The sequence below is a fragment of the Streptomyces sp. NPDC101166 genome (assembly GCF_044768125.1).
GTDB lineage: Bacteria > Actinomycetota > Actinomycetes > Streptomycetales > Streptomycetaceae > Streptomyces.
The window spans coordinates 38,438-64,575 of the sequence record NZ_JBIWPF010000008.1 but is presented as its reverse complement, the minus strand read 5'-3'; the positions used below and the strand labels follow the sequence as shown (position 1 = coordinate 64,575).

General features: G+C 71.4%; 26 protein-coding genes and 1 riboswitch. Of the genes, 9 read left to right on the top strand and 17 right to left on the bottom strand.

Translation table 11 applies throughout. The features are described 5' to 3' along the window. Positions 1 to 5: 5 nt before the first annotated feature. A complete protein-coding gene (locus ACIRS4_RS16270; protein ID WP_404195650.1) occupies positions 6 to 569 on the bottom strand; it encodes a TIGR00730 family Rossman fold protein in 564 nt (187 codons plus the stop codon). 119 nt (positions 570 to 688) lie between these two features. Between ACIRS4_RS16270 and ACIRS4_RS16265 the strand changes: the two genes are divergently transcribed. Then, complete coding sequence (locus tag ACIRS4_RS16265) at positions 689 to 1,471, top strand: alpha/beta fold hydrolase (protein WP_404195647.1); 783 nt, start codon at positions 689 to 691, stop codon at positions 1,469 to 1,471. Positions 1,472 to 1,486: 15 nt separating this feature from the next. Here ACIRS4_RS16265 and mnmA read toward each other — a convergent pair whose 3' ends face one another. Continuing rightward, entirely contained in the window at positions 1,487 to 2,617 is a 1,131-nt protein-coding gene (gene mnmA, locus ACIRS4_RS16260) for a tRNA 2-thiouridine(34) synthase MnmA (protein ID WP_404195644.1), read from the bottom strand. Positions 2,618 to 2,746: 129 nt separating this feature from the next. On the opposite strand from mnmA, the gene ACIRS4_RS16255 reads away from it, so the two are divergent. Both ACIRS4_RS16255 and ACIRS4_RS16250 read left to right on the top strand, forming a co-directional pair. Continuing rightward, complete coding sequence (locus ACIRS4_RS16255) at positions 2,747 to 3,436, top strand: N-acetylmuramoyl-L-alanine amidase (RefSeq protein ID WP_404195641.1); 690 nt, start codon at positions 2,747 to 2,749, stop codon at positions 3,434 to 3,436. A gap of 33 nt (positions 3,437 to 3,469) precedes the next feature. Next, positions 3,470 to 3,661: a hypothetical protein gene (locus ACIRS4_RS16250; protein ID WP_404195639.1), complete on the top strand. Its 192-nt coding sequence runs from the start codon at positions 3,470 to 3,472 to the stop codon at positions 3,659 to 3,661. Between the two features lie 95 nt (positions 3,662 to 3,756). On the opposite strand, the gene ACIRS4_RS16245 is transcribed toward ACIRS4_RS16250, so the two are convergent. From ACIRS4_RS16245 to ACIRS4_RS16235, 3 genes are all read right to left on the bottom strand, one after another. Beyond that, positions 3,757 to 4,926 (bottom strand): cysteine desulfurase family protein, encoded by a 1,170-nt coding sequence (locus ACIRS4_RS16245; RefSeq protein ID WP_404195636.1) that lies wholly within the window; start codon positions 4,924 to 4,926, stop codon positions 3,757 to 3,759. 236 nt (positions 4,927 to 5,162) lie between these two features. Next, complete coding sequence (locus tag ACIRS4_RS16240; RefSeq protein ID WP_404195633.1) at positions 5,163 to 5,429, bottom strand: DUF4190 domain-containing protein; 267 nt, start codon at positions 5,427 to 5,429, stop codon at positions 5,163 to 5,165. Positions 5,430 to 5,450: 21 nt separating this feature from the next. After that, positions 5,451 to 5,618 carry a hypothetical protein gene (locus ACIRS4_RS16235; protein WP_404195631.1) on the bottom strand — a complete coding sequence of 56 codons (168 nt, stop codon included), beginning with the start codon at positions 5,616 to 5,618 and terminating at the stop codon, positions 5,451 to 5,453. Positions 5,619 to 5,739: 121 nt separating this feature from the next. Here ACIRS4_RS16235 and ACIRS4_RS16230 point away from each other — a divergent pair, with 121 nt between their 5' ends. Continuing rightward, on the top strand, positions 5,740 to 6,417 hold the full coding sequence (locus tag ACIRS4_RS16230; RefSeq protein ID WP_404195629.1) for a TetR family transcriptional regulator: 678 nt from the start codon (positions 5,740 to 5,742) through the stop codon (positions 6,415 to 6,417). Between the two features lie 84 nt (positions 6,418 to 6,501). Here the strand turns inward: ACIRS4_RS16230 and ACIRS4_RS16225 are convergent, their stop codons facing one another. Together ACIRS4_RS16225 and ACIRS4_RS16220 are read right to left on the bottom strand one after the other, a co-directional pair. Beyond that, the gene (locus tag ACIRS4_RS16225; protein WP_404195626.1) at positions 6,502 to 6,927 is read right to left on the bottom strand and encodes a hypothetical protein; all 426 of its coding nucleotides are present in this window, start codon (positions 6,925 to 6,927) and stop codon (positions 6,502 to 6,504) included. A 125-nt stretch (positions 6,928 to 7,052) separates the two neighbouring features. Further along, positions 7,053 to 7,907 (bottom strand): thioesterase family protein, encoded by an 855-nt coding sequence (locus ACIRS4_RS16220; RefSeq protein WP_404195624.1) that lies wholly within the window; start codon positions 7,905 to 7,907, stop codon positions 7,053 to 7,055. A gap of 183 nt (positions 7,908 to 8,090) precedes the next feature. Here ACIRS4_RS16220 and ACIRS4_RS16215 point away from each other — a divergent pair, with 183 nt between their 5' ends. Then, on the top strand, positions 8,091 to 9,332 hold the full coding sequence (locus ACIRS4_RS16215; protein ID WP_404195621.1) for an alpha/beta hydrolase: 1,242 nt from the start codon (positions 8,091 to 8,093) through the stop codon (positions 9,330 to 9,332). Here the strand turns inward: ACIRS4_RS16215 and ACIRS4_RS16210 are convergent. From ACIRS4_RS16210 to ACIRS4_RS16170, 9 genes are all read right to left on the bottom strand, one after another. Further along, a complete protein-coding gene (locus ACIRS4_RS16210) occupies positions 9,241 to 9,897 on the bottom strand; it encodes a trimeric intracellular cation channel family protein (RefSeq protein ID WP_404195619.1) in 657 nt (218 codons plus the stop codon). The genes ACIRS4_RS16215 and ACIRS4_RS16210 overlap by 92 nt on opposite strands. Positions 9,898 to 9,960: 63 nt before the next feature. Then, positions 9,961 to 11,196: an ABC transporter ATP-binding protein gene (locus ACIRS4_RS16205; protein WP_404195617.1), complete on the bottom strand. Its 1,236-nt coding sequence runs from the start codon at positions 11,194 to 11,196 to the stop codon at positions 9,961 to 9,963. Continuing rightward, entirely contained in the window at positions 11,193 to 12,290 is a 1,098-nt protein-coding gene (locus ACIRS4_RS16200) for an ABC transporter ATP-binding protein (protein ID WP_404195614.1), read from the bottom strand. The genes ACIRS4_RS16205 and ACIRS4_RS16200 overlap by 4 nt, the downstream gene beginning before the upstream one ends. Continuing rightward, positions 12,287 to 13,285, bottom strand: a complete 999-nt coding sequence (locus tag ACIRS4_RS16195; protein ID WP_404195611.1) for an ABC transporter permease — start codon at positions 13,283 to 13,285, stop codon at positions 12,287 to 12,289. The genes ACIRS4_RS16200 and ACIRS4_RS16195 overlap by 4 nt, the downstream gene beginning before the upstream one ends. A gap of 142 nt (positions 13,286 to 13,427) precedes the next feature. After that, positions 13,428 to 15,224 carry an ABC transporter substrate-binding protein gene (locus ACIRS4_RS16190; protein WP_404195608.1) on the bottom strand — a complete coding sequence of 599 codons (1,797 nt, stop codon included), beginning with the start codon at positions 15,222 to 15,224 and terminating at the stop codon, positions 13,428 to 13,430. A gap of 68 nt (positions 15,225 to 15,292) precedes the next feature. Continuing rightward, positions 15,293 to 16,300, bottom strand: coding sequence for an ABC transporter permease (locus ACIRS4_RS16185; protein ID WP_404195605.1), 1,008 nt, complete (start codon positions 16,298 to 16,300; stop codon positions 15,293 to 15,295). 330 nt (positions 16,301 to 16,630) lie between these two features. Continuing rightward, positions 16,631 to 17,434: an enhanced serine sensitivity protein SseB C-terminal domain-containing protein gene (locus ACIRS4_RS16180; RefSeq protein WP_404195602.1), complete on the bottom strand. Its 804-nt coding sequence runs from the start codon at positions 17,432 to 17,434 to the stop codon at positions 16,631 to 16,633. Between the two features lie 415 nt (positions 17,435 to 17,849). Then, positions 17,850 to 18,650, bottom strand: a complete 801-nt coding sequence (locus tag ACIRS4_RS16175; RefSeq protein WP_404195599.1) for an enhanced serine sensitivity protein SseB — start codon at positions 18,648 to 18,650, stop codon at positions 17,850 to 17,852. A 90-nt stretch (positions 18,651 to 18,740) separates the two neighbouring features. Next, positions 18,741 to 19,427, bottom strand: a complete 687-nt coding sequence (locus ACIRS4_RS16170; protein WP_404195596.1) for an AAA family ATPase — start codon at positions 19,425 to 19,427, stop codon at positions 18,741 to 18,743. 177 nt (positions 19,428 to 19,604) lie between these two features. Next, a riboswitch (glycine riboswitch) is annotated at positions 19,605 to 19,716 on the top strand. Between the two features lie 166 nt (positions 19,717 to 19,882). Between ACIRS4_RS16170 and gcvT the strand changes: the two genes are divergently transcribed. The 4 genes from gcvT to ACIRS4_RS16150 all read left to right on the top strand — a co-directional run bounded on the left by gcvT (position 19,883) and on the right by ACIRS4_RS16150 (position 24,251). Continuing rightward, positions 19,883 to 21,001 (top strand): glycine cleavage system aminomethyltransferase GcvT, encoded by a 1,119-nt coding sequence (gene gcvT, locus ACIRS4_RS16165; RefSeq protein ID WP_404195594.1) that lies wholly within the window; start codon positions 19,883 to 19,885, stop codon positions 20,999 to 21,001. A 124-nt stretch (positions 21,002 to 21,125) separates the two neighbouring features. Beyond that, positions 21,126 to 21,503, top strand: a complete 378-nt coding sequence (gene gcvH / locus ACIRS4_RS16160; protein WP_130443324.1) for a glycine cleavage system protein GcvH — start codon at positions 21,126 to 21,128, stop codon at positions 21,501 to 21,503. A 14-nt stretch (positions 21,504 to 21,517) separates the two neighbouring features. Beyond that, the gene (gene glyA / locus ACIRS4_RS16155; protein WP_404195592.1) at positions 21,518 to 22,780 is read left to right on the top strand and encodes a serine hydroxymethyltransferase; all 1,263 of its coding nucleotides are present in this window, start codon (positions 21,518 to 21,520) and stop codon (positions 22,778 to 22,780) included. Positions 22,781 to 22,883: 103 nt separating this feature from the next. Beyond that, positions 22,884 to 24,251 carry an L-serine ammonia-lyase gene (locus ACIRS4_RS16150; RefSeq protein WP_404195589.1) on the top strand — a complete coding sequence of 456 codons (1,368 nt, stop codon included), beginning with the start codon at positions 22,884 to 22,886 and terminating at the stop codon, positions 24,249 to 24,251. Between the two features lie 79 nt (positions 24,252 to 24,330). On the opposite strand, the gene ACIRS4_RS16145 is transcribed toward ACIRS4_RS16150, so the two are convergent. Continuing rightward, complete coding sequence (locus ACIRS4_RS16145; RefSeq protein ID WP_404195587.1) at positions 24,331 to 26,118, bottom strand: thiamine pyrophosphate-binding protein; 1,788 nt, start codon at positions 26,116 to 26,118, stop codon at positions 24,331 to 24,333. Between the last annotated feature and the right edge of the window lie 20 nt (positions 26,119 to 26,138).

The window sequence follows — 26,138 nt, the reverse complement described above, 5'->3', positions numbered from 1 at the left end:
TGGGCTCACTCGACGCCCTGGCCCGCCCCGGCAGCCGCCGACGTCACGGCCTCCAGGTGGGCCAGCGCCCCCGCCGGTTCCTGCGCGAAGAACATCAGGTCGCTCAGCGGACGGGGCAGGAAACCCTCGGCCTCCATGCGCCGGAACTGCTGCTCGAGCCCGTCGTAGAAGCCGGCGGTGTTCAGCAGGACCACCGGCATGTCGGTGTGGCCGTGCTTCTTCAGCTCGAGGATCTCGGTGGCCTCGTCCAGCGTCCCGGTCCCGCCCACCATGATCACCACCGCGTCGGCCTTCTCCAGCAGCAGCCGCTTGCGCTCGGCCAGGTCCCGCGCGACGACCATCTCGTCGGCCCCGGACCGCGCCGTGGCCACGAGGAAGCCCACCGACACCCCGCACAGCCGTCCGCCCGCCTCCTGGACCCCGTCGGCGACCACCTTCATCAGCCCGACGTCGGAGCCGCCCCATACGAGCGTGTGCCCGCCCGTGCCGAGCAGACGCGCGAATTCGCGCGCGGGGCGGGTGTAGCGGTCGTCGAGGTCGGCGGCGGAGAGGAAGACGCAGATACGCATGCCGCCACCGTACGCGGGCGCCGGATCGCGGCGGGCGGCGTCCCCGAGCGCCTGTTCTTCGGGGAACCCGAGGTGTCGCAGAGCGCTCGCCGCCGTGTCGTGCGGCAGTGTGCACAGGCATGGACGAGAAGACCTTTTCGCGCGACGGCACCGAACTCGCGTACACGCGCGCGGGGCAGGGTCCCGCGGTCATCCTGGTCAGCGGGGCGATGTCGACGGGCGGCACGGTGGCGCCGCTGGCCGGGCTCCTCGCCCAGCGCTTCACCGCCCTGTGGTACGACCGCCGGGGGCGCGGTGAGAGCGGTGACACGGCGCCGTACACGGTGGAACGCGAGGTGGAGGACCTGGCCGCGCTGATCGACGCGGCGGGCGGCGAGGCGGCGCTGTACGGCGTCTCCTCGGGCGGAGCGCTGGCCCTCCGGGCGGCGGCGAGCGGACTGCCGGTGACCCGGGTGGCGGTGTACGAGACGCCGTACGCGGACTTCTCCGAGCACGGCGCGCAGGAGCGTGCCGCCTACACCGCGCGGTTGACCGAGGCGCTGGCGGCGGACCGCCGGGGTGACGCGGTGGAGGCCTTCCTGCGGCTGACGGGTCTGGCCGAGGCGGTGATCGAGGGCGCTCGCCAGTCGCCGATGTGGGCGGCGATGGAGGCGATCGCCCCGACCCTCGCCTACGACGACGCCGTGATGGGAGACGGGCTGCTGCCCCGGGAACTGCTGGCCGGGGTCGGCGTGCCGGTGCTGGCCGTGGCGGGCTCGGAGAGCCCGCTGTGGCTGCGCCGGGCCGTCGAGGCGGTCGCGCGGGGGGTTCCCCGGGGCGCGCACCGGATGCTGGAGGGCCAGACGCACATGGTGGACCCGAACGTTCTGGCGCCGGTCCTCACGGAGTTCCTCACGCCCTGAGGGAGCCTCGGGGCGTCACACCGCCGCCGTCGTCGCGCGCGTGGTCGACGCGATCGTCGCCGAGCCCACCACGCGCGTGCCGTCGTACAGGACGATCGCCTGGCCGGGGGCCACGCCGCGGACCGGCTCGGTGAAGGCGACGTTCAGCATGCCGTCGACGAGTTCGGCGCTCACCTCGGTCTCGCCGCCGTGGGCGCGCAGCTGGGCGGTGTAGACGCCGGGGCCGTCGGGGGCCGTGCCGCACCAGCGGGGCTTGATCGCCGTCAGGCCCGTGACGTCGAGGGCGTCGGCGGGGCCGACGGTCACCGTGTTGTTCACCGGCGAGATGTCCAGGACGTAGCGCGGCTTGCCGTCGGCGGCCGGGGTGCCGATCCTGAGCCCCTTACGCTGGCCGATGGTGAAGCCGTACGCGCCCTCGTGCGTGCCGAGCTTGTTGCCGGCCTCGTCGACGATGTCGCCCTCGGCCCTGCCCAGGCGGCGGGCGAGGAAGCCCTGGGTGTCGCCGTCGGCGATGAAGCAGATGTCGTGCGAGTCGGGCTTCTTGGCGACGGCGAGGCCGCGCCGCTCGGCCTCGGCGCGGATCTCGTCCTTGGTGGTCAGGGTGTCGCCGAGGGGGAACAGCGCGTGGGCGAGCTGCTGGTCGTCGAGGACGCCCAGGACGTAGGACTGGTCCTTGGCCATGTCGGAGGCGCGGTGCAGTTCGCGGGTGCCGTCCTCGTGGACGACGACCTTGGCGTAGTGGCCGGTGCACACGGCGTCGAAGCCCAGCGCGAGCGCCTTGTCGAGGAGCGCGGCGAACTTGATCTTCTCGTTGCAGCGCAGGCAGGGATTGGGGGTGCGGCCGGCCTCGTACTCGGCGACGAAGTCCTCGACGACGTCCTCGCGGAAGCGGTCGGCGAGGTCCCAGACGTAGAACGGGATGCCGATGACGTCGGCGGCGCGGCGGGCGTCGCGGGAGTCCTCGATGGTGCAACAGCCCCGCGCGCCCGTGCGGAACGACTGCGGGTTGGCGGAGAGCGCGAGGTGGACGCCGGTCACGTCGTGGCCGGCTTCCGCGGCGCGGGCGGCGGCGACGGCGGAGTCGACCCCGCCCGACATGGCGGCGAGTACGCGGAGGGGGCGGGGGCGCTGCGAGGTCTCAGTCATAACCCTTCCAGGGTACGGGTCGCCGGGAACCGGAGCCCGTGCGTATCCGTTGGACGTGTTCGAGGGCCCGGTGCGGATGGGGGCCCGCGGGCCGGGCACGGCGGCCCGGTCGGGTGCGTCGAGGTGCGGATGAGGGATTCAGAGGGGCAGGGCGGGCGTATGGGGGCGAGCGGGAAGGACGGCGACCGGCGGCTCGGGCGGCGGGCCCTGCTGGTGGGCGGGCTGGCGGCGGCGGCCGGTTCGGCGGCGCTGGCGCGCGACGAGCTGGCCCGGCTGTGGTGGCGGGCGCCAGGGGTGGAGAAGCCCCGGGTGGAGGGGGCGGTCGACTTCCACGGCGCGCGGTGGGTGGCGGCGTCGGAGGCGAACTACCGCCATGCCGACCGGCCGGACGACTACGGCATCGACATGGTGGTCGTCCATGTCACGCAGGGGGACTTCGCGAGCGCGGTGAAGGTCTTCCAGGACCCGTCCCACAAGGCGGCCGCCCACTACATCGTCCGTCAGGACGGCCGTGTCACGCAGATGATCCGCGAGCTGGACGTGGCGTACCACGCGGGCAACCGGTCGTACAACGAGCGGAGCATCGGCATCGAGCACGAGGGGTTCGTGGACCGGCCGCGGGACTTCACGGACGCGATGTACGCGGCGTCGGCGCGGCTGACGGCGGGGATCTGCCGGCGTTACGGCATCCCCGTGGACCGCGAGCACATCGTCGGGCACGTGGAGGTGCCGGGGACGGACCACACCGATCCCGGCGAGCACTGGGACTGGGACCGGTATCTGAGACTCGTCCGGGAGGCGCAGACCGCGGCGGCGTGAGGCGTGGTCCGGCGGCAAAGAGAGAATGAGGTCATGGCGAGATGCAATAAGTGCGGTGCGGAGAAGCGCCGTTGGCCCCGTCCCTGTTCCCGCTGCCGTGCTCGGCCGGACCGGGGGGACGCGGCCGCGGACGTTGCCGAGCTGGCCGTGGAGACGGGACTGCTCGGATGGATCGGGCGAGGAGTCATGGCGGTCGTACGGCTGGTACTGCGCGCGGTCGGCTGACCGGACCCATGCGGACCGAACCGGCCAGGGACCGGGTCGGTCCGCCGCGGGACCATGTCCGACTGATCCGAACGGGACCGGCTAAGGGCTGTCCCTTAGGTCAGTCCGGCCGCGCGGGCGCGTTCCACGGCGGGGCCGATGGCCTCGGCGACCGCTTCGACGTCGGCCTCGGTGGAGGTGTGGCCGAGGGAGAAGCGGAGGGTGCCGCGGGCCAGGTCGGGATCGGTGCCGGTGGCGAGGAGGACGTGGCTGGGCTGGGCGACGCCGGCGGTGCAGGCGGAGCCGGTGGAGCACTCGATGCCCTGGGCGTCCAGGAGCAGCAGCAGGGAGTCGCCCTCGCAGCCGGGGAAGGTGAAGTGGGCGTTGGCGGGGAGCCTGCCCTCGGGTGCGGGGTCGCCGCCGAGGATCGCGTCCGGGACGGCCGTGCGGACGGCGTCGATCAGCGAGTCGCGCAGGGCGCCGATCTCGCGGGCGAACCACTCGCGCTGCTCGGCGGCGAGGCGGCCGGCGACGGCGAAGGAAGCGACGGCGGGGACGTCGAGGGTGCCGGAGCGGACGTGCCGTTCCTGACCGCCGCCGTGCAGCACGGGTACGGGGGTGTACTCACGGCCGAGCAGGAGCGCGCCGATGCCGTAGGGGCCGCCGATCTTGTGGCCGGACACGGTCATCGCGGCGAGGCCGGAAGCGGCGAAGTCGACGGGCACCTGACCGAAGGCCTGGACGGCGTCGGCGTGCAGGGGGACGTCGAACTCGGCGGCGACGTCGGCGAGTTCGCGGACCGGCATGAGGGTGCCGATCTCGTTGTTCGCCCACATGACGGTGGCGAGGGCGACGCCGGCGGGGTCGCGGGCGATCGCTTCGCGGAGGGCGTCGGGGTGGACCCTGCCGTGGGCGTCGACGGGGAGGTACTCGACGGTGGCGCCCTCGTGCTCGCCCAGCCAGTGCACGGCGTCGAGGACCGCGTGGTGCTCCACGGGGCTGGCGAGGACGCGGGTGCGGGCGGGGGCGGCGTCCCGGCGGGCCCAGTACAGGCCCTTGACGGCGAGGTTGTCGGCCTCGGTGCCGCCGGAGGTGAGGACGACCTCGCTGGGGCGGGCGCCCAACGACTCCGCGAGGGTCTCGCGGGATTCCTCGACCGTGCGGCGGGCCTGACGGCCGGACGCGTGCAGGGAGGAGGCGTTGCCGGTGACGCCCAGGTGGGCAGTCAGTGCCTCTGCCGCCTCCGGGAGCATGGGAGTGGTCGCGGCGTGGTCGAGGTAAGCCATGGTGAGGCGATTCTACGGGGCGGCGTTCGGGTGCCTCGCGCCAAGGTGGGCCGGCGTCGCGGCCGGCTCGTGCGCCTTGCCTGAGCTGCGCTTCCTCGCGCAGGCGTCCGGCGCCGCCGACTCTGCCACGCGGTTTCCTCGCGGGCGTACCCGGAGCGGCTGCCCACGGCGGTGGGGGCGGGCCGTCTCGGCGGGGTGGCCTCCGCGCGAGTGCGCGGGGCGGGCGTCGGCCCGGGTCAGAAGTTCCAGGAGACGGTCGCGTCGGCCTCCATGAAGGCGATCAGGACGATCAGGTCGGCGACGCCCAGGGAGAGGCCGAGCCAGGCTCGGCCCCGGCGCTTGGTGCCGCGCCAGAGGGCCACGGACGCCAGGACGATCGCGACGGGCCCGAGGAACACGTTCAGGACGAGGAGGCCGACGAGGCCCAGGACGAAGGACGCGACGGCCATGCCGTCGGTGTCGCGGACGCCCGTGCGGCGGGAGGCCGGTGCGGTGAGCTGCATGGTCGTTCTGCTCCTTCCGGATCAGTGGGACGAGGTGTGGTGGCGGCGGCCGTGGCGCTCGCGGAGCGCGAAGACGCCGAGCCAGGCGGCGATCACGGCGGCCGCGGCGAGCGAGAAGCCGAGCGGCGCGTGGGCGACGGTGCCCAGGACGACGCCGAGCAGCAGCAGTGCGGCGACGAGGAACAGCATGGGAACGGATCCCCCTTCGTGAAGTTTCGGTGAACAGTTGTGGTTACACTTGTTCACTGACTTTCGAGTCTACCGTGCTTCGCGACTTGCATTTCCAGAGAACAGTTGTTAACTGGATGATATGAGTCACACTCTCGGCATCCGTCAGGCCCAGAAACAGAAGACCCGGCAGGCGCTCCTCGACGCGGCGCTGGGCCTGCTGGAGGAGCAGAGCCTGAGCAGTCTGGGCCTGCGCGAGGTCACCCGCGCCGTCGGCGTCGCCCCGACCGCCTTCTACCGGCACTTCCGCTCGACCGCGGACCTCGGCGTGGCCCTGGTCGAGGAGGCCCTGGGCAGCCTGCACCCGATGATCCGGACCACCGTGACCACCGCCCAGTCCAGCGACGAACGCATCACCCGCGCCGTCGAGTTGATCGCCCGTCACGTTCACGCGTACCCCGCTCACGTCCGTTTCATCGCCCGCGAGCGGCACGGCGGGGTGCAGCCGGTACGGGAGGCGATCCGGGACCAACTCGGCCGATTCGCCGAGGAGGTGAGGATCGAACTGGCCAAGGACCCGGAGTCGCAGGGCTGGAGCGACGACGACCTGCTGATGCTCTCCCACCTCTACGTCGACCAGATGCTCGTCACCGCCTCGCTGTTCCTGGAGGCCCAGGAGAAGGAACTCCACCTCGGCGCGGACGGCGAGGCGGACCGAGACGTCCGGGCGGAACGGGAGACCGCCCAGGAGTACGTCACCCGGCTCGCCACCCGCCAGATGCGGCTCATCAGCATCGGCCGCCATCACTGGCTGGGCTGAACCGGCCCGCGCAGACGGACGGGCGGCGCACTCACCCCGAGTGCGCCGCCCGTTCGCCCGTGCCGCACAGGAGCACGCTGAACGTCAGCCCTGCTGCTGCGCCTGCCCCTGCTGCTGCCCCTCGGGACCACCGCAGCCGCCACCCTGACCGCCACCGGGGCCACCCTGGCCGCCGCCCTGCCCGCCACCGGGTCCACCGCCCTGCCCGCCACCGGGTCCGCCGCTCGGCACACCCGAAGGCATGCCCGACGGGGCGCCGGACGGGATCGAGCCGGGCGCGCCCGACGCGGCGGCCCCCGACGGAGCACCGGAGGGCGCCCCGGACGGCACTCCCGACGGCGCCCCGCCGGGCATCCCGGACGGGGCCTGACACCCCTGCTGCCCGGCGGAGCCGCTGCCGGAGGTGGACGAGGAGGAGTCGCCCGAGCCGCAGGCCACCAGGACGAGGGGCGAGAGCGCCAGCAGTGCCACCGCGGGGGCGAGACGGGCCGACTTCAGTGCACGCTTCATGAGAACCAGCTCCGGAGAGGACGAGGAACGCTTGCTGCGGGACTCAACCACCGGAGCCTGGGCCTGGCCCCGGCCTCTCCTGTGCGCCGCCTGTCAGCCGGGCGACGCACACCTCACGCCCGCGCTCAACGCCGGACGCGGGCCAACTGCCGTGACTGCGCGACCAGTCGGTCCGCGCTGTCCCAGACCTCGGCGTCCTCCTCCAGGAAGCCGCCCGCGAGGTTGCGGGTGGTGATGGAGACGCGCACCGGGCCGGGGGCCGGGCGACAGCGGACGTGGACGGTGAGTTCGACGGTGGGGACCCAGCCGGCGATCCCGAGGTCGAAGGCGGTGGGCGGCAGGGCGTCCACCGCGAGCAGCAGGGAGAGCGGGTCGGCGTCCCGTCCGTCGGCGAGGCCGAACCAGGCCCTCATCTCACCCTTGCCGGAGGGCTGTCCGAGCGCCCAGCCGACGGTCGACGGGTCCAGCTTGAGCATCAGCCGCCGGGCGATGGGCTGCTGGTCGGCGTCGGGGGCGGGGGCGGGCCCGTCCTCGGGTCCGAAGCACTGGCCGATCGGCGGAAAGGCGGGCGGCTTCGCCGACGTGCGGACGTCGTCGGGGAGGGCGTCGAGGTCGCCGTAGGAGGCGAGGACGCGGATGCGTTCGACCTCGCGGCCCTCTCCGTCGTACTGGAAGAGGGAGGCCTGCCCGGTGGAGAGGGTGCGGCCGGCGCGGACCGTCTCGGTGCGCACGACGGCCGGGCCGGGGCGGGAGGCGCTGAGGTAGTGCGCGGAGACGGTGAAGGGGTCGCCGTGCGGGAGGGTGTCCGCCAGCGCGCGGCCCAGAACCGCGAGGAGATAGCCGCCGTTGACGGCGCCGAAGATCGTCCATCCTGCGGAGAGGTCGGTGTCGTAGACGCCGGGTTCGCGCGGGGTGACGGCGGTGTCGCGGTCGAACTCGCTGTCGCCGACTGCGGCGGGGGCGATGGCTGCTTCTGGCATGCCTGAACCGTACAACAGGAAATTACTAAGCGGTAGCTTTGCTCGCACGGCCCGCGCCTGAGCCTGAGTGGGAGCCGAGCCGGGGCGCGCCTCACTCCCCTCAGAGGTGAGAACCCGGCAAGACACGGGTAAGCGTCCCCCTCCCCCGTGAACCCCTCCCCCCGGCCGCCCCTCTGCACAGACATGAGCCTCACCGGGACTCCGTTCCTCTGCACCCTGGTCGTCCTGGCCCTCGTCGCCGTCGCCCTGCCGCTGCTGCTGTGGTCGCGACTGCGCGGGCCCAGGGCCGTGCGGGCCTCGGCCAGGGTGCTGATGCTGCTGTTCGCCCAGGGCACGGCCGTCGCCCTGGTCTTCGTGCTGGTCAACAACGCGAACAACCTGTACGACACCTGGGGCGACCTGCTCGGCACCGGCAGCCATGTGGAGCAGGCCGCCGACCTCGGCGCCGACGGCGCGGCGGGCATCGCGGCGGCGCGGCTGCCCAGGGTCCGGCAGACCTTCACCCAGGGCGACGGAGCCGGCATGCACGCGGCGGGCGGGGTGCGCGTCACCCAGCTCGAAGGCCGGGTCTCCGGCGTGAACGCGGAGGTCTACGTGTGGCTGCCGTCGCAGTACGACCAGCCCGCCTACCGGCACCGCACCTTCCCCGTGGTGGAGCTGCTGCCGGGTTATCCCGGCTCGCCGAAGTCCTGGTTCGGGCCGCTCGGGGTGCACGAGCGGCTGCTGCCGCAGATCCGCGCGGGCAAGGTCGCTCCGTTCATCCTCGTCGCGCCGCGCACCACGCTGCTGCCCGGTGTGGACACCGGCTGCGCCGACGTGCCGGGCACCGTCAACGCCGACACCTGGCTGAGCGTGGACGTGCCGAAGATGGTCATGGACAACTTCCGGGCCGAACCCGCGCCCCGGGGCTGGGCGGTCGCCGGGTTCTCGGCCGGGGCGCACTGCGCGGTCGAGCTGGCCGTCGCCCACCCCGACCGCTACCGGGCCGCGGTGAGCCTGTCCGGCTACAACGATCCGGCGGGCGAGCCCTCCTCCATGGCCGCGCAGGACCCGGCCCTGCGCCGGGCCACCGATCCCCTGCTGGTGCTGCGCCGGGCCGCCGAGCCGCCCGCCGTCGCGCTCTACCTCTCCGGCCAGCCGCACGACGGCTACGAGGACGCCCTCGCGCTGCGGCGGGCGGCGAAGGCGCCGACGAGCGTGCACGTCGTGTATCTGCCGAAGAGCGCGGGCGGTCACAACGCGACCCTGTGGCGGCCGCAGATCGTGCCGGCGTTCCGCTGGCTCACCACGCAGATGGGCGAGCAGCCGGTCGGCGGCGTGAGGACGGCTCCCTCTACTCCTCCCGCACCGTCGAGCGACGGTTCCACGCACGAGGCGCTCGCCAGTGGAACCGCATCGCGAGCAGCCGCAGGACGAAGGCGGTGACGGCGGCCCCGCCGCTGGCCCACGGGCCGATGACGTCGTAGCGGATGCAGAGCACGACGATCGTGGCGCCGACGATCGCCGGCACCGCGTAGAGGTCGCGGTCCCAGCGCAGCAGTGAGGGCACCTCGTTGGCGAGGACGTCGCGCAGCACTCCGCCGCCCACGGCGGTGGCCAGGCCCAGGGCGGCTGAGGCGGTCAGTCCGAGGCCGTAGGCGTACGCCTTCGTCGTGCCCGTGACGCAGAACAGGCCGAGGCCGGCCGCGTCGAAGACGTTCACGCCGGTCTGGATGCGCTCCACGTGCGGGTGGAGGAAGACCACGAGGAGGGCGGCGAACAGCGGGGTGAGGAAGTACCCCAGATCCGTGAAGGCCGCGGGCGGCACCGCGCCGATGATCACATCACGGAAGATCCCGCCGCCCAGTGCGGTGACCTCGGCGAGCACGGCGATGCCGAAGACGTCGAAGTTCTTGCGGACGGCCAGCAGCGCGCCGGAGATGGCGAAGACGAAGATGCCGATCAGGTCGAGGGTGTGCTGGACGGAGGGGCTGAACATTTGCTGGAACACCCTGCCATTCTGACCCAGCACAGAGCCCCCGCCTTCCATTGCAAGGCGGGGGCTCGGTGGTGCTTACTTCTCCTTGGAGGGCGTCTCCGCAGGCGGGGCGGGAGGCGTCGTCGGCTCCGCCTCGGCGGTCGCCGTCTCCTCCGTGAGGGACGCCACCGCCGCCGACGTCTCCGCCGACTCGGCGAGCACCTCGTCGGCCACCAGCTCCGCCGCCTCCTTCGCGGCGGTCAGCAGGACGGTGTCCTGCGGGGCCTGGTCGGCGAAGTTCTCCGGGTGGTGGCAGGCGACCTGCTGACCGGGGCGCAGCTCGACGAGCTTGGGCTCGGTCGTCTTGCAGATCTCCGTCGCCTTCCAGCACCGGGTGTGGAACCGGCAGCCGGTGGGCGGCGAGATCGGCGAGGGCACGTCGCCCTTGAGCAGGATCCGCTCGCTCTTGGCGTTCTTGCGCCGCGGGTCCGGGATCGGCACCGCCGACATCAGCGCCTTGGTGTAGGGGTGCATCGGCGACTTGTACAGCGCGTCGCGGTCGGCCAGCTCGACGATCTTGCCGAGGTACATCACCGCGATCCGGTCCGAGACGTGCCGGACGACCGAGAGGTCGTGCGCGATGATCACGTACGTCAGGCCGAGCTCCTGCTGGAGGTCGTCGAGCAGGTTGACCACCTGCGCCTGGATCGACACGTCCAGCGCGGACACCGGCTCGTCGGCCACGACCAGCTTGGGGTTGAGCGCGAGCGCGCGGGCGATGCCGATGCGCTGGCGCTGACCGCCGGAGAACTCGTGCGGGTAGCGGTTGTAGTGCTCGGGGTTGAGACCCACGACTGACAGCAGCCGCTGCACTTCCTTCTTGACACCGCCCTCGGGCTCGACGCCCTGGAGCTTGAAGGGGGCGCCGACGATCGTGCCGATGGTGTGGCGCGGGTTCAGCGACGAGTACGGGTCCTGGAAGATCATCTGCACATCGCGGCGCAGCGGGCGCATGCCGCCCACGCCGAGGTGCGTGATGTCCTTGCCCTCGAACTCGACCTTGCCGCCGGTCGGTTCGAGCAGCCGGGTGATCAGCCGGCCCATCGTGGACTTGCCGCAGCCGGACTCGCCCACGACGCCGAGCGTCTCGCCGGAACGGACCTCGAAGTCCAGCCCGTCGACCGCGTGCACCGCGCCGACCTGCCGCTGGAGCAGGCCCTTCTTGATCGGGAAGTGCTTCTGCAGGCCGGTGACCTTCAGCAGCACCTCGCCGTCGGCACGACGGGTCTCGCCAGCCTGCGCGGGAATCGTCACCGCTTTGTCGTCACTCACAGCTTCGGCGCAATCTCTTCGGTCCAGATACGCTCCCGCTGCTCCTTGCTCAGGTGGCAGGCGGCCCAGTGCCGGCTGCCGACCTCGGCCAGCTCGGGGCGGACCGTGCGGGTGACGTCGTCCTTCGGGAGGTCAGCGTACGGGCAGCGCGGGTTGAAGGCGCAGCCGGACGGGACGTTGATCAGGGAGGGCGGGGAGCCCTTGACCGGGATCAGGCGTTCCTGCTGGTCGCGGTCGAGCCGCGGCATCGAGCCGAGCAGACCCCAGGTGTAGGGGTGGCGGGGCTCGTAGAACACCTTCTCGGCCGGTCCCCGCTCGACGCAGCGCCCGCCGTACATCACCAGGATGTCGTCGGCGAGTTCGGCGACGACGCCCAGGTCGTGGGTGATGACGATGACCGCGGAGCCGAACTCCTTCTGCAGGTCGCGGATGAGGTCGAGGATCTGCGCCTGGACGGTCACGTCCAGGGCGGTCGTCGGCTCGTCCGCGATGAGCAGCTCGGGGTTGTTGACCAGCGACATCGCGATCATCGCGCGCTGACGCATACCGCCGGAGAACTCGTGCGGGTAGTTGTCCACCCGCTTGTCCGGCTGCGGGATGCCCACCCGGTCGAGCATCTCGACCGCGCGGCGCTTGGCGGTCTTCTTGTCGACGTCGTGGTGGATCCGGTACGCCTCCACGATCTGCTGGCCGATCGTGTAGTACGGGTGCAGCGCGGACAGCGGGTCCTGGAAGATCATCGCCATCTCGCGGCCGCGCAGCTTGCGCACGTGGTCCGGGTCGGCGCCGAGGAGTTCGGTGCCGTCCAGCCAGATCTCGCCGGAGATCTGCGCCTTGCGCTTGCCGTACTGGCCGGCGGTGTGCAGGCCCATGATGCCGAGCGAGGTGACCGACTTGCCGGAGCCGGACTCGCCCACGATGCCGAGGGTCTTGCCCTTCTCCAGCTGGAAGCTGAGTCCGTCGACGGACTTGACCAGGCCGTCGTCGGTGGGGAAGTGCACCTTCAGGTCGCGCACTTCGAGGAAGGCGCTCGGAGCCGGGGAGGACGACGTGGGCTCGCCCACGGCCGCTCCGGTCTTGCTGAGTTCCGTCATGCGAGCCTCACTCGGGGGTCGATCACGGCGTACAGGACGTCCACCACGAGGTTGGCGATGAGCACCGCGAGAGAAGTGATCAGGACGACGCCCAGAATGATGGGCAGGTCCTGGTTCCTGATGGCGTTCAGCACGGCCTGGCCGAGGCCGGGGAGGCTGAACGTGGTCTCGGTGAGGATCGCGCCGCCGATGAGGGCGCCGAGGTCCATGCCGAGCATGGTCAGGATGGGCGTCATCGTGGAGCGCATGGCGTGCTTGCCGATGACGGTCTGCTCCTTGAGGCCCTTGGCGCGGGCGGTGCGGATGTAGTCCTCGCCGAGGATCTCCAGCATGTTGGCCCGGGTGATCCGGGCGTACATCGCCGCGTAGAGGAACGCGAGGGTGATCCACGGCAGGATCATGCCGCCGAACCAGCCGCCGAAGCTGTCCTCCAGGGGCACGTACTGCGCGTTGAACCACTTCAGCCCGAAGGCGAAGACGGCCAGGCTCAGCATGCCCGTGAAGTAGATGGGGAGCGAGACGCCGGCGAGGGCGACGATCATCGCACCGCGGTCCCACAGGGTGCCGCGCTTGAGCGCGGAGAGCACGCCCGCCGCGACGCCGAAGATCAACCACAGCACGGCGGCGCCGAGCGCGAGGCCCAGGGTCACCGGGAAGCGGTCGGTCAGCACCGGCCAGACGGCCTGCTCGCTGCGGAAGGAGTAGCCGAAGCACGGCGCGGCGCACTGGATGGTGTCCCCGCCGCCGGTGTAGGTGCGGCCGGCGAAGATGCCCTTGAAGAACTCCCAGACCTGGAAGTAGATCGGTTCGTCCAGAGCCAGCTTCTCGCGCACGCCCGCGATGGCGGCAGGGTCGGCCTGCTTGCCCACGAAGCTCAGCGCGATGTCGACACCCGCCCACTTGGGGACGAGGAAGAAGATGCCGAAGACCACCATGATGATGACCACCAGCATCACTGCGGCGGCGAACAGCCGCCTGATGAGGTAAGCGAGCACAGCTCTCGGCCCGCCGCGGACGGCGGGCCACCGGTGGGGGTACCTCCCATGCCTTGTGGGCGGTGGGGGACTTCCGATGGCCCGCGGTCACGCTGCGCCGGCCTTCACCTGCCTTTCGTGCCGTGTGGCGGGTGCGCCGGGTTTACTTCTGCGGGTTCTTCAGGCCGAGGTTGACGAAGTCGTACTGACCGCTGTAGCCGTCGGTCGTGTAGACGTTCGCCAGGTTGTCCGAGCGCCAGTTGATGAACTTCTCGAAGACGAAGGGCAGGTAGTACGCGCCCTCCATCACCTTGTGGTTGATCTCCGTGGAGATCTTCTCCTTGCCGGCGTCGTCCAGCGTGTTCACGTACTGGTCGAACAGACCGTCGATGGCCTTGTCCTTGATGAGCGCGTAGTTGTTGTTACCGCTCTGCTGGATGAACTTGCTGTTCCACAGCGGCAGACCGAAGCCCTGCACGGACGGGAAGTCCGGGCCCCAGCCCATGATGATGATGCCGTACTTCTTCTTCTTCACGTTCTCGGGGCTGCCGATGATGCCGGAAGTCTGCGAGCCGTCGTACTGGTCGATCTCGGCGTTGATGCCGACCTTCTTCAGCGACGCCTGGAGCGACTGGGCGGTGGCCACCTCGACCGGCTTGTTGTTGCGGACCGCGATGGTGGTCGTGAAGCCGCCGGGCTTGCCGCAGGCCTTCAGGGCCTCCTTGGCCTTGGCCTCGTTGCCGCTCTTGTTGGCGCCGGCGATCTCGTACGGGTCGTACTTCTGGCCCTCGGCGCCCGGGACCGACGGCGGCAGCATGTTGGTGCCGATGTCGCCACCCGCGACGGGGCCGCCGCGCGCGGTCTGGAGCGAGACGTGGTCGGCGCCGTAGATGACGGCCTTGCGGCACTCGATGTTGTCGAACGGCGCGACGCTCTGCGGGAAGACCGCGTAACGGACGTAGCCGGAGACCGGGTTGTCCAGGTTGGCCTTGTGCTGCTTCAGGGCGGTGGTGCGGCCCTGCGGCGACATGCCGGTCTGGTTGAGGTCCAGGTCCAGGTCACCGTTGAGCAGACGCTGGTCCAGCTGGTTGGCGTCGGAGAAGAACTGGACGGTGATCTTGTCCGGGTAGGCCTTGCGGATCGGGTCCGAGGCCTGCTTCCACTGGTCGTTGCGGACCAGGTTCAGCGACTTGCCGGGCTGGTACGACTGGAACTTGTAGGGGCCGGAGGAGAACGGCTTCAGCTGGTACTGGGCCTTGGTGTCCTTGTCCTGGCGGACCGGGGACGCGGAGATCAGGCCGAGCATCTCCTCGAAGTCCGAGTTGGCCTTCGGCAGCTTGAAGACGATGGTCTTGTCGTCCGGGGTCTCGATGGCCTTCAGACCGAGCTTGTCGGCCGAGGTGTCCTTGTACGGACCCTTGTAGGCGCCGGTGGGGTCCAGCACGTCCTTCAGGTACGTCGGGCCGCCGGACAGCACGTCCTGCGCCCACACGCGCTCGATGCCGTACTTGATGTCCTTGGAGGTGATCGGCTTGCCGTCCTCCCACGTCACGCCGTCACGCAGGGTGTACGTGTAGGTCTTGCCGTCGTCCGTCACCTTGGCGAGACCCGTGGCGAGGTCCGGGGTGAGCTCGGCGCCCGCCTTGCCCGGCTCGGTCTTGTTCGTGACGAGCTGACGGCTGTAGTACCGGGCGAAGTTCCACATCATGCCGTAGTAACCGCGCGTGGTGTCCCACGAGTCGGCGTCCTGGGCGGCGCCGAACTTCAGGGTGCCGCCCTTCTTGGCGAGCGAGGCCTGGGCGACCTTGTTGTTCGCGGCGTCGAAGCCGGCGGCGCCGTTCTTCGAGCCGCCGCCGTCGTTGTCTCCGCCTCCGCACGCCGCCGTGGTCAGCAGCGCGGCGACCGCGGCGGCAGCGGCAAACGCCTGCTTCCGCCGCCCTGAGGTGCGTTCGGTAGTCACGATCTCGGATCCTCCGGATAGATGAGAGCCCCCGTGTGAGACCACGGGACAGTCAGTGGTGCGGCGGTTCAGCGGGATGCCTTCGGGTCGAGCGCGTCCCTGACGCCGTCGCCGAAGAGGTTGAAGGCGAGCACGGTGATGAAGATCGCCACACCCGGGACCACCATGTACATGGGGTCGGACTCGTAGTAGTCGATCGCGCTGGAGAGCATCTGACCCCAGGAGGCGGTGGGCGGCTTGACGCCCACGCCGAGGAAGCTGAGCGCGGCCTCGGTGAGGATGTTCGTGGGGATCATCATCGTGGTGTAGACGATGATCGGGGCCACGAGGTTGGGCAGCAGCTCCTTGAAGAGGATGTACAGCCGTCCGGCGCCCAGCGAGCGGGCGGCCTCGACGTACTCGCGCTCACGCATGGACAGCGTCTGGCCGCGCACCACTCGCCCGATGTAGGGCCAGCCGAAGAACCCGATGACGAGGATCATCACGAAGACGCGCACATTGGAGCCGGTCAGGCCCAGCAGGTTGCTCGGCATGACGGAGACCAGCGCGATGATGAACAGCAGCTGGGGGAAGGCGAGCAGACCGTCCATCACACGGCTGACCAGGGAGTCGACCCAGCCGCCGAAGAAGCCGGCGAGGATGCCCAGGACCGTTCCGAGGATCACGGCCACGACGGCCGACAGGAAGCCGACCAGCAGGGAGATGCGGGCGCCGTAGAGGATGCGGGCGAAGATGTCGCGGCCGTTGACGGGCTCCACGCCGAGCAGGTGCTCACCGCTCACGCCGCCGAGCGAGCCCGTGGGGGTGCCGAACAGCGGGTCGATGAGGTTCTCGTGATACTCGTTCGGGTCCTGCCCGAGCGCGCCGGTGATGACCGGGGCGAGCAGCGCGATCACCACGAGGAAGAGCACGACGATGCCGCCCGTGAGGGCGAGCTTGTCCCGCTTCAGGCGCTCCCAGGCGATCCGGCCGAGGGAACGACCCTGTACGGCCTTCGTGCCGGAAGCGGCGGCCGCCGCTTCCTCGACCGGGCTCGGGGCCGCTTCCGCGGTCGGCTCGTGCAATGGTGCCGTCATCTGGCAGGGACCCCTCTCAACCGGCGGTAGCCGGCCCGCACTTGCCGCTGTAGCGGCGTGATCAGTCCGTTCGTGTGCAGGGGCGAAGCACCCCTGGAGCGGGAGTCTTCAACGCTTTGGCGATCTGTTGCCAGACTTGGCAGGAAAAGGATGCGTAAACGTGATGCGGTCAGATGGATTCCGTTATCCGGACGGTGGGTAATGACTGCCGGACGGGGGCGAATGCGGACATATGCGCATTGATGCGCCCCAACTGCCGCTATCTACGCGCGAAGACGATCGGTGCCCTCCCCGGCGGGAACACGCTGGGTGAGGGGCGGGCGGGCAAGGTCAGAAACGGCCGGCGGGCGGATAGCCGTAGCCCGCCACGGGCGCCTGCGAGGGGGCGGCGGGGGCCGGGGCGTGGGCCTCGCGGTCGTAGAACGGGCGGGCGTGGACGCGCATCCACATCACCACCGGGTCGTGGTCGTCGGTCATGGCGACCGTCGACACCGGCAGCCCCTCCGGGACCGCGCCGATCGACTGCTGCATCATCGCCCGCACCGCGTCCACGGCCGGCGGGGACGTGTCGTACACGTCCAGCCCGATGACGAGGTACGGCGCGCCCAGGGCCGGCTGGACCCAGGCACGGCGCAGTGCGCGCAACGCCGGTGTGCGGTGGGCGTTCTGCGCGAGGAGGGCGTAGAACTGCGGGACCTCCACGCCCGGTTCGGACAGCCGCAGCGGGCCGGCCGGCTGGCGGTCCAGGCCGGTCGCGATGCGGCGCAGGTCGAGCCAGGGGATGCCGACGCCGCCGCCGGGGGCGTGCGGGTTCAGCCAGAGGCCGTGGTGGTCCGGGTACAGCGTGCGGGCCACGTCGAGGCCGTCGACCACTTCGTACGATCTGTTCCAGCCGCTGGCCGAGAGTTCCTGGGCGGAGGTGACGCAGGGGGCGTAGCCGTGGCCGTCGACGTCCATCGTGCCGTACTGGGCGTCCGGGGAGCCTGCCTGGCCCTGCCACAGCAGCATCCACACCTGGCCGGTGGTCGGGGTGGCGAGGGCGCGCAGGAGCGCCTCGTAGGCGTCGTAGCGCCCGGGCGTCACCTGGCGCAGCATGTGCTCGACCTGCCCGGTCGCGATGCCGCTGGCGCTCACCTGTACCGCCCCTTCGATTGGTTGGCCTCGATTCGTGGAGACTAGCTTAGGTGGCTTCGCCGACAACGGGTGCCCATCGGGTGTCGGTTGTTCGGCCGGGCGCACCTTGCGGGGCGGGTGCCTGCCGTCGGCGGGGGGCTCGCCGTCGGCGGGGCGGGGGCTCGCCGTCGGCGGGTGCGGGCTGTGGGGGGGCTGGGCGCGCAGTTCCCCGCGCCCCTGGAGTTGGGCCGGTCGCCCTGGGGGCCAGGGACCCGGGGTCCCCCGCCCCTGCAGGTGCGAGGTGTGGGGGGGCTGGGCGCGCAGTTCCCCGCGCCCCTGGAGTTGGGCCGGTCGCCCTGGGAGTCAGGAGCCCCGGGGTCCCCCGCCCCTGCAGGTGCGAGGAGTGGCGGGTCGTCGCCCGGTTCCCCGGTGCGGGTCAGCGGGTGTAGAACGGGCGGACGTTCTCCTTCAGCCATCTGGCCACCGGGTCGTCCGTGACGTCCAGGAGGACCAGGTTGACCGGCCAGTGGGTCGGGGTGGCGGTCAGGGCTCGGCCGAGGGCTTCCAGGGGGAGGGCCCTCAGGTCGCCTTCCCATGGGGAGAGTTCGACGCCGACGAACATCACCGGGTCGGCCGTCTCGATGGCCGCGAGGCAGCGGCGGGCCGTGACGACGACGCCGATCGCCTCGAACTCGGCCGACGCGGCGGACAGGAAGTCGATCGGGTCGTCCTGCCAGTCGGGCTCGAACAGCCGGACCCGGCCACCGGCGGCGGGGCCGTCCAGCGGGGTGCGGCCGGCGCGGCACAGCTCGGCGACGGCGCCGGGCGGCAGCGGGACGCCGACCACGCCCTCCGGGTTGACCGCGATGCCCACCTGCGGCGGCAGCCCGCGCGCGAACTCCACAGCCGGGGCGATCGTGTACGACATGTGCGAGCCGGCGACCTGGCGGAACTGTTCCTCGGAGCTGAAGACGGGCACGTAGGCCTGACCGTCGAGCTCCAGCGTGGGCAGGTCCAGGGGGCCGCTGTGCGGACCGCCTCCGCTGGGCAGCGGGATCCACACGAAGCTGCGGCTGAGCACCTCCACGATCCGCGCGCCGGCGCCGGGCACGCCGAGGGAGGCGGACAGCGCCTCCTCCAGTTCGTTGCCGGGCCATCCGCCATGCGAAGGGGGGTGCGCCTGTGCCGGGAAACCCGCGGAGAAGTCCGCCGGGAAGTCCGCCGGGGGGAATTCCATCTGCCTACCGCCGCCTGCCGAGAACCACTGGTGCCAGAAAAGGCTAACGGGTGCCGCCACCCCGCCCCCGCCCGCGCCCCTCCGGCGGGCTCAGCCGGTGAAGTCGATGCGGCGCAGCGTGTCCGCCGCGTCGCGGTCCAGGAGTACGGCCGAGCCGCAGCCTCCGGGCAGCCGGCCCTTCTCCACCGCGCGCAGCAGACGGGACGCGGCCCGCCGGTGGCGCAGGAAGGCGTAGCGGGACACCCCGCGCCCCCGTGCCCGCTGCCCTTCGAGCGCGGTGTCCACGGTGACGTCGAGCAGCAGCAGGTGCAGCGTGCCCCCGCGGCGGCGGGCCTCACGGGCCAGCCAGTCGCGCACCCACGCCTGCGTACCGCAGTCGTGCACGACCACCCCCTTGCCCTCGCGCAGCGCGCGCCGCAGCCCCACGTAGTGGGCGAGGCGGACGAGGGGACGGTAGAGCGCGTACGGCAGCGCGCGCGGCGTCCGCGCGTCCCAGCGGTCCCGGGTGTCCTGCGAGTCGACGCGGTGGCCCTTGACCGCGCGCCGCATCAGGGTGGACTTCCCGCTGCCGGGCAGGCCGGTGACCACGACCAGGTCGCGGGGCCCGAACAGCAGGCCGTGCGGGCTGTGGCCGGCGCGGGCGCGCAGGTCGCGGACGACGGGAGCGGTCCGGGAGCCGCAGGCTGCTCCGGCGGTCGCCGCGGGCTGCGCCGGCACGGCGATCGCCGAGGTGGTCGCGTAGGCCGAGGTGGTCACGTACGCCGTGGTCCTGTTCACCGTGGTCGTCCTCCCCTGGGGTCCGACAAGTCTTCTCCCCATCGAGCGTAAAGAGAAGGTAATGCGCGGCGCCTTCCGATTTCGTGCACGTACCGCCACAAGCCGGTTACAGATGCGGCCTGCCCTGACCGGGGCGAGCCGTGCAATGATGGCCGCGCCAACTGCATACCGGCCGTTTGAATCCGCGCGGGAGAGTTCCCCGGCGGCGCTCGCCCAGAGCGCCCGCCCGGGACGCCGAAGGAGCAAGTCCCTCCCTTGAATCTCTCAGGCCCCGTACCGCGCGGGCGAGGCACATCTGAAAAGCGGGCCGGCCCCTCGACAGGGGGCGGCTCCACCCAAGGTGCAAGCCATGGTCACCCCGTCGTACGGATGGCCTTCATGGCGAACCTCTCAGGTTCCGATGACAGATGGGGAGGAACGACCTCGCCAGTCTTGCCTTGGGAGACGAACGCCCGATGAGCAGCACCCCGCTTCGCCATACCGCCCTCGACGCCCTGCACCGCTCGCTGGGCGCGACCATGACCGACTTCGCCGGCTGGGACATGCCCCTGCGCTACGGCTCCGAGCGCGACGAGCACAACGCCGTGCGCACCCGGGCCGGGCTCTTCGACCTCTCGCACATGGGCGAGATCACGGTGACCGGCCCGGCCGCGGCCGCTCTGCTGAACTTCGCGCTGGTCGGCGACATCGCCTCCGTCGGCGTGGGCCGCGCCCGCTACACCATGATCTGCGTGGCGGACGGCGGCATCCTCGACGACCTCATCGTGTACCGGCTGGCCGAGACCGAGTACATGGTCGTCGCCAACGCCTCCAACGCCCAGCCGGTGCTGGACGCCCTGGTGGAGCGGTCCGCCGGCTTCGACGCCGAGGTCCGCGACGACCGGGACGCCTACGCGCTGCTCGCCGTCCAGGGCCCGGAGTCCCCCGGCATCCTCGCCTCCCTCACCGACGCCGACCTCGACGGCCTGAAGTACTACGCCGGCCTGCCCGGCACGGTCGCCGGCGTTCCCGCGCTGATCGCGCGCACCGGCTACACCGGCGAGGACGGCTTCGAGCTGTTCGTGAAGCCGGAGCACGCGGTCGAGCTGTGGCAGGCGCTGACCAAGGCGGGCGAGGGCGTCGGCCTGATCCCGTGCGGGCTGTCCTGCCGGGACACCCTGCGCCTGGAGGCGGGCATGCCGCTGTACGGGCACGAGCTGTCGCTGTCGCTGACCCCCTTCGACGCCGGGCTCGGCCGGGTGGTGAAGTTCGGCAAGGAGGGCGACTTCGTCGGGCGCGAGGCGCTGCTGCGGGCCGCCGGGCGGGCCGAGGCGAACGCCCCGCGCGTCCTGGTCGGCCTGGTCGCCGAGGGCCGCCGCGTCCCGCGCGCCGGGTACGCCGTGGTCGCGGGCGGCGAGGTGGTCGGCGAGGTCACCTCCGGCGCCCCCTCCCCCACCCTGGGCAAGCCGATCGCGATGGCGTACGTCGACGCCGCGCACGCAGCGCCGGGCGCCGAGGGCGTGGGCGTGGACATCCGGGGCAGCCACGAACCGTACGAGGTCGTGGCCCTGCCGTTCTACAAGCGCCGCAAGTAGTCGCCCGGCGCGTCGCGCGAGGTCGCGTCCACCGGCGTGACCCCGCGCACATTTAGCCGCCCACCAGCGGTTTCCCCAGTCACCCAGCCATCAGCACTCCCCCGCGTACAGGAGAATTCAGGCCATGAGCAACCCGCAGCAGCTGCGTTACAGCAAGGAGCACGAGTGGCTGTCGGGCGCCGAGGACGGCGTCTCGACGGTCGGCATCACGGAGCACGCGGCCAACGCGCTCGGCGACGTGGTCTTCGTCCAGCTCCCCGAGGCCGGCGAGACGGTCACCGCGGGCGAGACCTGCGGCGAGCTGGAGTCGACCAAGTCGGTCAGCGAGCTGTACTCGCCGGTGGACGGGGAGATCGTCGCCGTCAACCAGGACGTCGTCGACGACCCGTCGCTGGTGAACTCCGCCCCCTTCGAGGGCGGGTGGCTCTTCAAGGTACGGGTCACGGGCGAGCAGGAGGAGCTGCTCTCCGCCGACGAGTACACCGCCTACACCGCCGGCTGAGGAGTCGTAGACGCATGTCTGTCCTGAACACGCCCCTGCACGAGCTCGACCCGGAGGTCGCCGCGGCGGTCGACGCCGAGCTGCGCCGCCAGCAGTCCACGCTGGAGATGATCGCCTCGGAGAACTTCGCTCCGCTCGCGGTCATGGAGGCGCAGGGCTCGGTCCTGACCAACAAGTACGCCGAGGGCTACCCGGGGCGCCGCTACTACGGCGGCTGTGAGCACGTCGACGTGGCCGAGCAGATCGCGATCGACCGGATCAAGGACCTGTTCGGCGCCGAGTACGCCAACGTCCAGCCGCACTCGGGCGCCTCCGCCAACCAGGCCGCCCTGTTCGCGCTGGCCCAGCCCGGCGACACCATTCTGGGCCTGGACCTGGCGCACGGCGGCCACCTCACCCACGGGATGCGGCTGAACTTCTCCGGCAAGCAGTTCGACGTGGTCGCCTACCACGTGGACGCCGCCGGGCTGGTCGACATGGCCGAGGTGGAGCGGCTGGCCAAGGAGCACCGCCCGAAGGTGATCATCGCGGGCTGGTCGGCGTACCCGCGGCAGCTGGACTTCGCGGAGTTCCGCCGGATCGCCGACGAGGTCGAGGCCTACCTGTGGGTGGACATGGCGCACTTCGCGGGCCTGGTGGCCGCGGGGCTGCACCCGAACCCGGTCGAGCACGCGGACGTCGTCACCTCCACCACCCACAAGACGCTGGGCGGCCCCCGCGGCGGGATCATCCTCGCCAGGAAGGAGTTCGCCAAGAAGCTGAACTCGTCCGTCTTCCCGGGCTTCCAGGGCGGTCCGCTGGAGCACGTGATCGCGGCGAAGGCGGTCTCCTTCAAGGTGGCGGCGAGCGAGGAGTTCAAGGAGCGCCAGCGGCGTACGGTGGACGGCGCCCGTATCCTCGCCGAGCGTCTGACGGCCGAGGACGCCCGCGCGGCCGGGGTCAACGTCCTGTCGGGCGGCACGGACGTGCACCTGATCCTGGTGGACCTGCGGGAGTCCGAGCTGGACGGCCAGCAGGCCGAGGACCGTCTCCACGAGGTCGGCATCACGGTCAACCGCAACGCCGTCCCGAACGATCCGCGGCCTCCGATGGTCACCTCGGGGCTGCGGATCGGCACGCCGGCCCTGGCCACCCGCGGCTTCACCGCCGAGGACTTCGCCGAGGTCGCGGACGTGATCGCGCAGACGCTGAAGCCCGCCTACGACGCCGAGGCGCTGCGCGCGCGAGTCGTCGCCCTGGCCGAGAAGCACCCGCTGTACCCCGGTCTGGGGAAGTAGTTCCGTAGTTAGCCGTTTTCCGGCGGACGCCCCGCGCACTCGTGAACGGGTGGGCGGGGCGCCGGCGGAAGACTTCTGCACCACCCTGTATGGAGGAGTTCCCGTGGCCATCTCGGTCTTCGACCTGTTCTCGATCGGCATCGGCCCGTCCAGCTCCCACACGGTCGGCCCGATGCGGGCGGCGAGCATGTTCGCGCGCCGGCTGCGCAACGAGGGCCTGCTGTCCTCGGTCGCCTCCGTCCGCAGCGAGCTGTACGGCTCCCTGGGCGCCACCGGCCACGGCCACGGCACCCCCAAGGCCGTGCTGCTCGGCCTGGAGGGCGACTCGCCGCGCACGGTGGACGTGGAGACGGCGGACGAGCGCGTGGAGGCGATCAGGTCGGCCGGCCGCATCCGGCTTCTGGGCGAGCACGAGATCCCGTTCGCCTACGACGACGACATGGTCCTGCACCGCCGCGAGACGCTCCCGTACCACGCCAACGGCATGACGCTGTGGGCCTACGACGAGCAGGGCAAGGAGCTCCTGACCAAGACGTACTACTCGGTCGGCGGCGGTTTCGTGGTCGACGAGGACGCGGTCGGCGCCGACCGCATCGTGCTCGACGACACGGTCCTGAAGTACCCCTTCCGCACGGGCGACGAGTTGCTGCGGCTGGCGCGGGAGACGGGTCTGTCGATCTCCTCGCTGATGCTGGAGAACGAGCGGGCCTGGCGGACCGAGGAGGAGATCCGCGAGGGGCTGCTGGAGATCTGGCGGGTGATGCAGGCCTGCGTGGCGCGCGGCATGTCCCGCGAGGGCATCCTGCCCGGCGGCCTGCGCGTGCGTCGTCGCGCCGCCATGACGGCCCGTCAACTCCGGGCGGAGGGTGACTCGTTGGCCCACTCCATGGAGTGGATCACGCTCTACGCGATGGCGGTCAACGAGGAGAACGCGGCCGGCGGCCGCGTGGTCACCGCCCCCACCAACGGCGCGGCCGGCATCATCCCCGCCGTCCTGCACTACTACATGAACTTCGTCCCCGGCGCGGACGAGGACGGCGTGGTCCGCTTCCTCCTCGCGGCGGGCGCGATCGGCATGCTCTTCAAGGAGAACGCCTCCATCTCCGGCGCGGAGGTCGGCTGCCAGGGCGAGGTCGGCTCGGCCTGCTCGATGGCGGCGGGCGCGCTGGCGGAGGTCATGGGCGGCTCGCCCGAGCAGGTGGAGAACGCGGCCGAGATCGGCATGGAGCACAACCTGGGCCTGACCTGCGACCCCGTGGGTGGCCTGGTCCAGATCCCCTGCATCGAGCGCAACGGCATGGCCGCGGTGAAGGCGGTCACCGCCGCCCGCATGGCGCTGCGCGGCGACGGCTCGCACAAGGTGTCCCTGGACAAGGTCATCAAGACGATGAAGGACACCGGCGCGGACATGTCCGTCAAGTACAAGGAGACGGCCCGGGGCGGGCTGGCGGTGAACATCATCGAGTGCTGAGGCCCCGCGGGGACGGACTCCGCCCGTGCGGCCGGTCTCGGCTGCACGGGCGGTCGTCGTCACCGGGCGCGGGGCCCTCTCAGAGGTGCTGTTCGGTGGCGCGGGTGCGGTGGTACTCGTCCTGGCGCTCGTCCGTGATGTACGCCGGCACCGGGAAGTCCCACCAGCCGGGCACCCAGGGGCCCGCGGCGTCGCGGTCCGTGGGGACCTCGACCAGGGCGGGGGCTCCCGACTGGACGGCCTTGCGCAGGGTCGGCTCCAGGGACTCGGCGTCGGAGACCTTCCACGACTCGAGTCCGAAGGCCCGGCCCATGGCCGCGAAGTCGGGGCTGTACGGCGAGCCGTCCGGGTGGGAGAACTCGACGCCGATGTGCCGCGAGGTCTGCTTGCGCTGGCCGCCGCGGATCGACATGTAGCCCGCGTTGTTCTGGATGACGAAGATCACCGGTGCGTCGGCGGTGACGCTCATGGCGATCTCCTGGGCGCTCATGAGGAAGTCGCCGTCGCCGAGGACGCAGACCACGGGACTGTCGGGCCGGGCGAGCTTGGCGCCGATGGCGGCCGGGACGGCCCAGCCCATGGAGGAGAAGCCGCCCGAGGTGAGGTGGGTGCGCGGTGAGTAGACGGGGAACGTCTGCTTGACCGCGCCCTGCGTGTTGCCCGAGCCGGCGACGATGATCGCGTCGCGCGGGAGCACCGAGCGCAGGGCGCCGAGCGGGCGCTGTGAGGTGAACGGGAAGCGGTCGCTGTCGCGGCGGCCGGCAAGCTTCTCCTCCCAGTCCTGCTTGAGCCGGGCGAGTTCGGCGAGGTACTCGGAGCGGTCGACGCCCTTGGCGGGGAGGGAGTCGACGATGGCCGCCACGGCGCGCTGCGCGTCGGCGACGATGCCCACTTCGGCGGGGTAGTTCTTGCCGATCTCGTGCGGGTCGATGTCGATGTGGATGAGCTTGGCGGGCGGGATGGAGAAGCTGACGCCCTTGGCGTAGCTGGAGGCGGACCAGTCGGTGAAGCGACAGCCGACGGAGATGACGACGTCGGCGGAGCTCGCGATCGCGTTGCCGGTCATCGTGCCGGTCTGGCCGACGCTGCCGGCGAACAGCTCGTGGTCCTCGGGGAAGGCGCTCTTGCCGTTCCACGTGGTGACGACAGGGATCTGCCAGCGTTCGGCGAGAGCGAGGACCTCGTCGGACGCCTCGGACGTGATCGCCCCGCCGCCGACCACGATGACCGGCCGGGTGGCCGCGCGCAACACGTCGACGGCGCGGTCCACGGCCTCGGGGTCGGGGTGCTGGCGGCCGACGGGGATGCGCCGCTCCAAGTCGTGGAGCTCCACGTTCGCCGCCTCGGCCTGCACGTCCATGGGGATCTCGAGGTGCACCGGGCCCGGGCGGCCGGTCAGCATGGAGTTGAAACAGCGGTGCAGGACGAAGGGGAGCTCCTCGACACGGGTGACGACCCAGTGCCGTTTGCTGACGGCCTCGGCCACCTTGGGGAAGTCGTTGGCCGTGTAGCGGTCCAGTTCCTGGAGCAGTCCGTGGCCGCGCATGTGGGTGGGCGGGCCGCCGGTGATGACCAGGACGCTGGTGGAGTCCGTGAACGCGGTGCCCATACCGATGACGGTGTTGCTCGCGCCGGCGCCGATGGAGGTCACCGCGGCCTGCGGGCGGCCGGTGACACGGTAGTAGCCGTCGGCGAGGTGGACGGCGCTCTGCTCGTGGAAGGTCTGGATGAAGGGGATCCTGGACTCGTCGTCGAGGAAGGCGTCGGTCAGTGACCAGATGCCGTGGCCGGGGATGCCGGCGACGACGTCGACCCCGTGGTTGCGCAGGGTCCGCGCGACGATCTGGCCTCCGGTGAGGACAGGCATGGTGTGCTCCCGATCAAGCT

What these genes read in the sequence shown, in the direction of transcription:
- ACIRS4_RS16270 (WP_404195650.1), bottom strand. Translation starts at nt 569, where the DNA reads ATGCGTATCTGCGTCTTCCTCTCCGCCGCCGACCTCGACGACCGCTAC.
- ACIRS4_RS16265 (WP_404195647.1), top strand. Translation starts at nt 689, where the DNA reads ATGGACGAGAAGACCTTTTCGCGCGACGGCACCGAACTCGCGTACACG.
- mnmA (WP_404195644.1), bottom strand. Translation starts at nt 2,617, where the DNA reads ATGACTGAGACCTCGCAGCGCCCCCGCCCCCTCCGCGTACTCGCCGCC.
- ACIRS4_RS16255 (WP_404195641.1), top strand. Translation starts at nt 2,747, where the DNA reads ATGAGGGATTCAGAGGGGCAGGGCGGGCGTATGGGGGCGAGCGGGAAG.
- ACIRS4_RS16250 (WP_404195639.1), top strand. Translation starts at nt 3,470, where the DNA reads ATGGCGAGATGCAATAAGTGCGGTGCGGAGAAGCGCCGTTGGCCCCGT.
- ACIRS4_RS16245 (WP_404195636.1), bottom strand. Translation starts at nt 4,926, where the DNA reads ATGGCTTACCTCGACCACGCCGCGACCACTCCCATGCTCCCGGAGGCG.
- ACIRS4_RS16240 (WP_404195633.1), bottom strand. Translation starts at nt 5,429, where the DNA reads ATGCAGCTCACCGCACCGGCCTCCCGCCGCACGGGCGTCCGCGACACC.
- ACIRS4_RS16235 (WP_404195631.1), bottom strand. Translation starts at nt 5,618, where the DNA reads ATGCTGTTCCTCGTCGCCGCACTGCTGCTGCTCGGCGTCGTCCTGGGC.
- ACIRS4_RS16230 (WP_404195629.1), top strand. Translation starts at nt 5,740, where the DNA reads ATGAGTCACACTCTCGGCATCCGTCAGGCCCAGAAACAGAAGACCCGG.
- ACIRS4_RS16225 (WP_404195626.1), bottom strand. Translation starts at nt 6,927, where the DNA reads ATGAAGCGTGCACTGAAGTCGGCCCGTCTCGCCCCCGCGGTGGCACTG.
- ACIRS4_RS16220 (WP_404195624.1), bottom strand. Translation starts at nt 7,907, where the DNA reads ATGCCAGAAGCAGCCATCGCCCCCGCCGCAGTCGGCGACAGCGAGTTC.
- ACIRS4_RS16215 (WP_404195621.1), top strand. Translation starts at nt 8,091, where the DNA reads ATGAGCCTCACCGGGACTCCGTTCCTCTGCACCCTGGTCGTCCTGGCC.
- ACIRS4_RS16200 (WP_404195614.1), bottom strand. Translation starts at nt 12,290, where the DNA reads ATGACGGAACTCAGCAAGACCGGAGCGGCCGTGGGCGAGCCCACGTCG.
- ACIRS4_RS16185 (WP_404195605.1), bottom strand. Translation starts at nt 16,300, where the DNA reads ATGACGGCACCATTGCACGAGCCGACCGCGGAAGCGGCCCCGAGCCCG.
- ACIRS4_RS16175 (WP_404195599.1), bottom strand. Translation starts at nt 18,650, where the DNA reads ATGGAATTCCCCCCGGCGGACTTCCCGGCGGACTTCTCCGCGGGTTTC.
- gcvT (WP_404195594.1), top strand. Translation starts at nt 19,883, where the DNA reads ATGAGCAGCACCCCGCTTCGCCATACCGCCCTCGACGCCCTGCACCGC.
- gcvH (WP_130443324.1), top strand. Translation starts at nt 21,126, where the DNA reads ATGAGCAACCCGCAGCAGCTGCGTTACAGCAAGGAGCACGAGTGGCTG.
- glyA (WP_404195592.1), top strand. Translation starts at nt 21,518, where the DNA reads ATGTCTGTCCTGAACACGCCCCTGCACGAGCTCGACCCGGAGGTCGCC.
- ACIRS4_RS16145 (WP_404195587.1), bottom strand. Translation starts at nt 26,118, where the DNA reads ATGCCTGTCCTCACCGGAGGCCAGATCGTCGCGCGGACCCTGCGCAAC.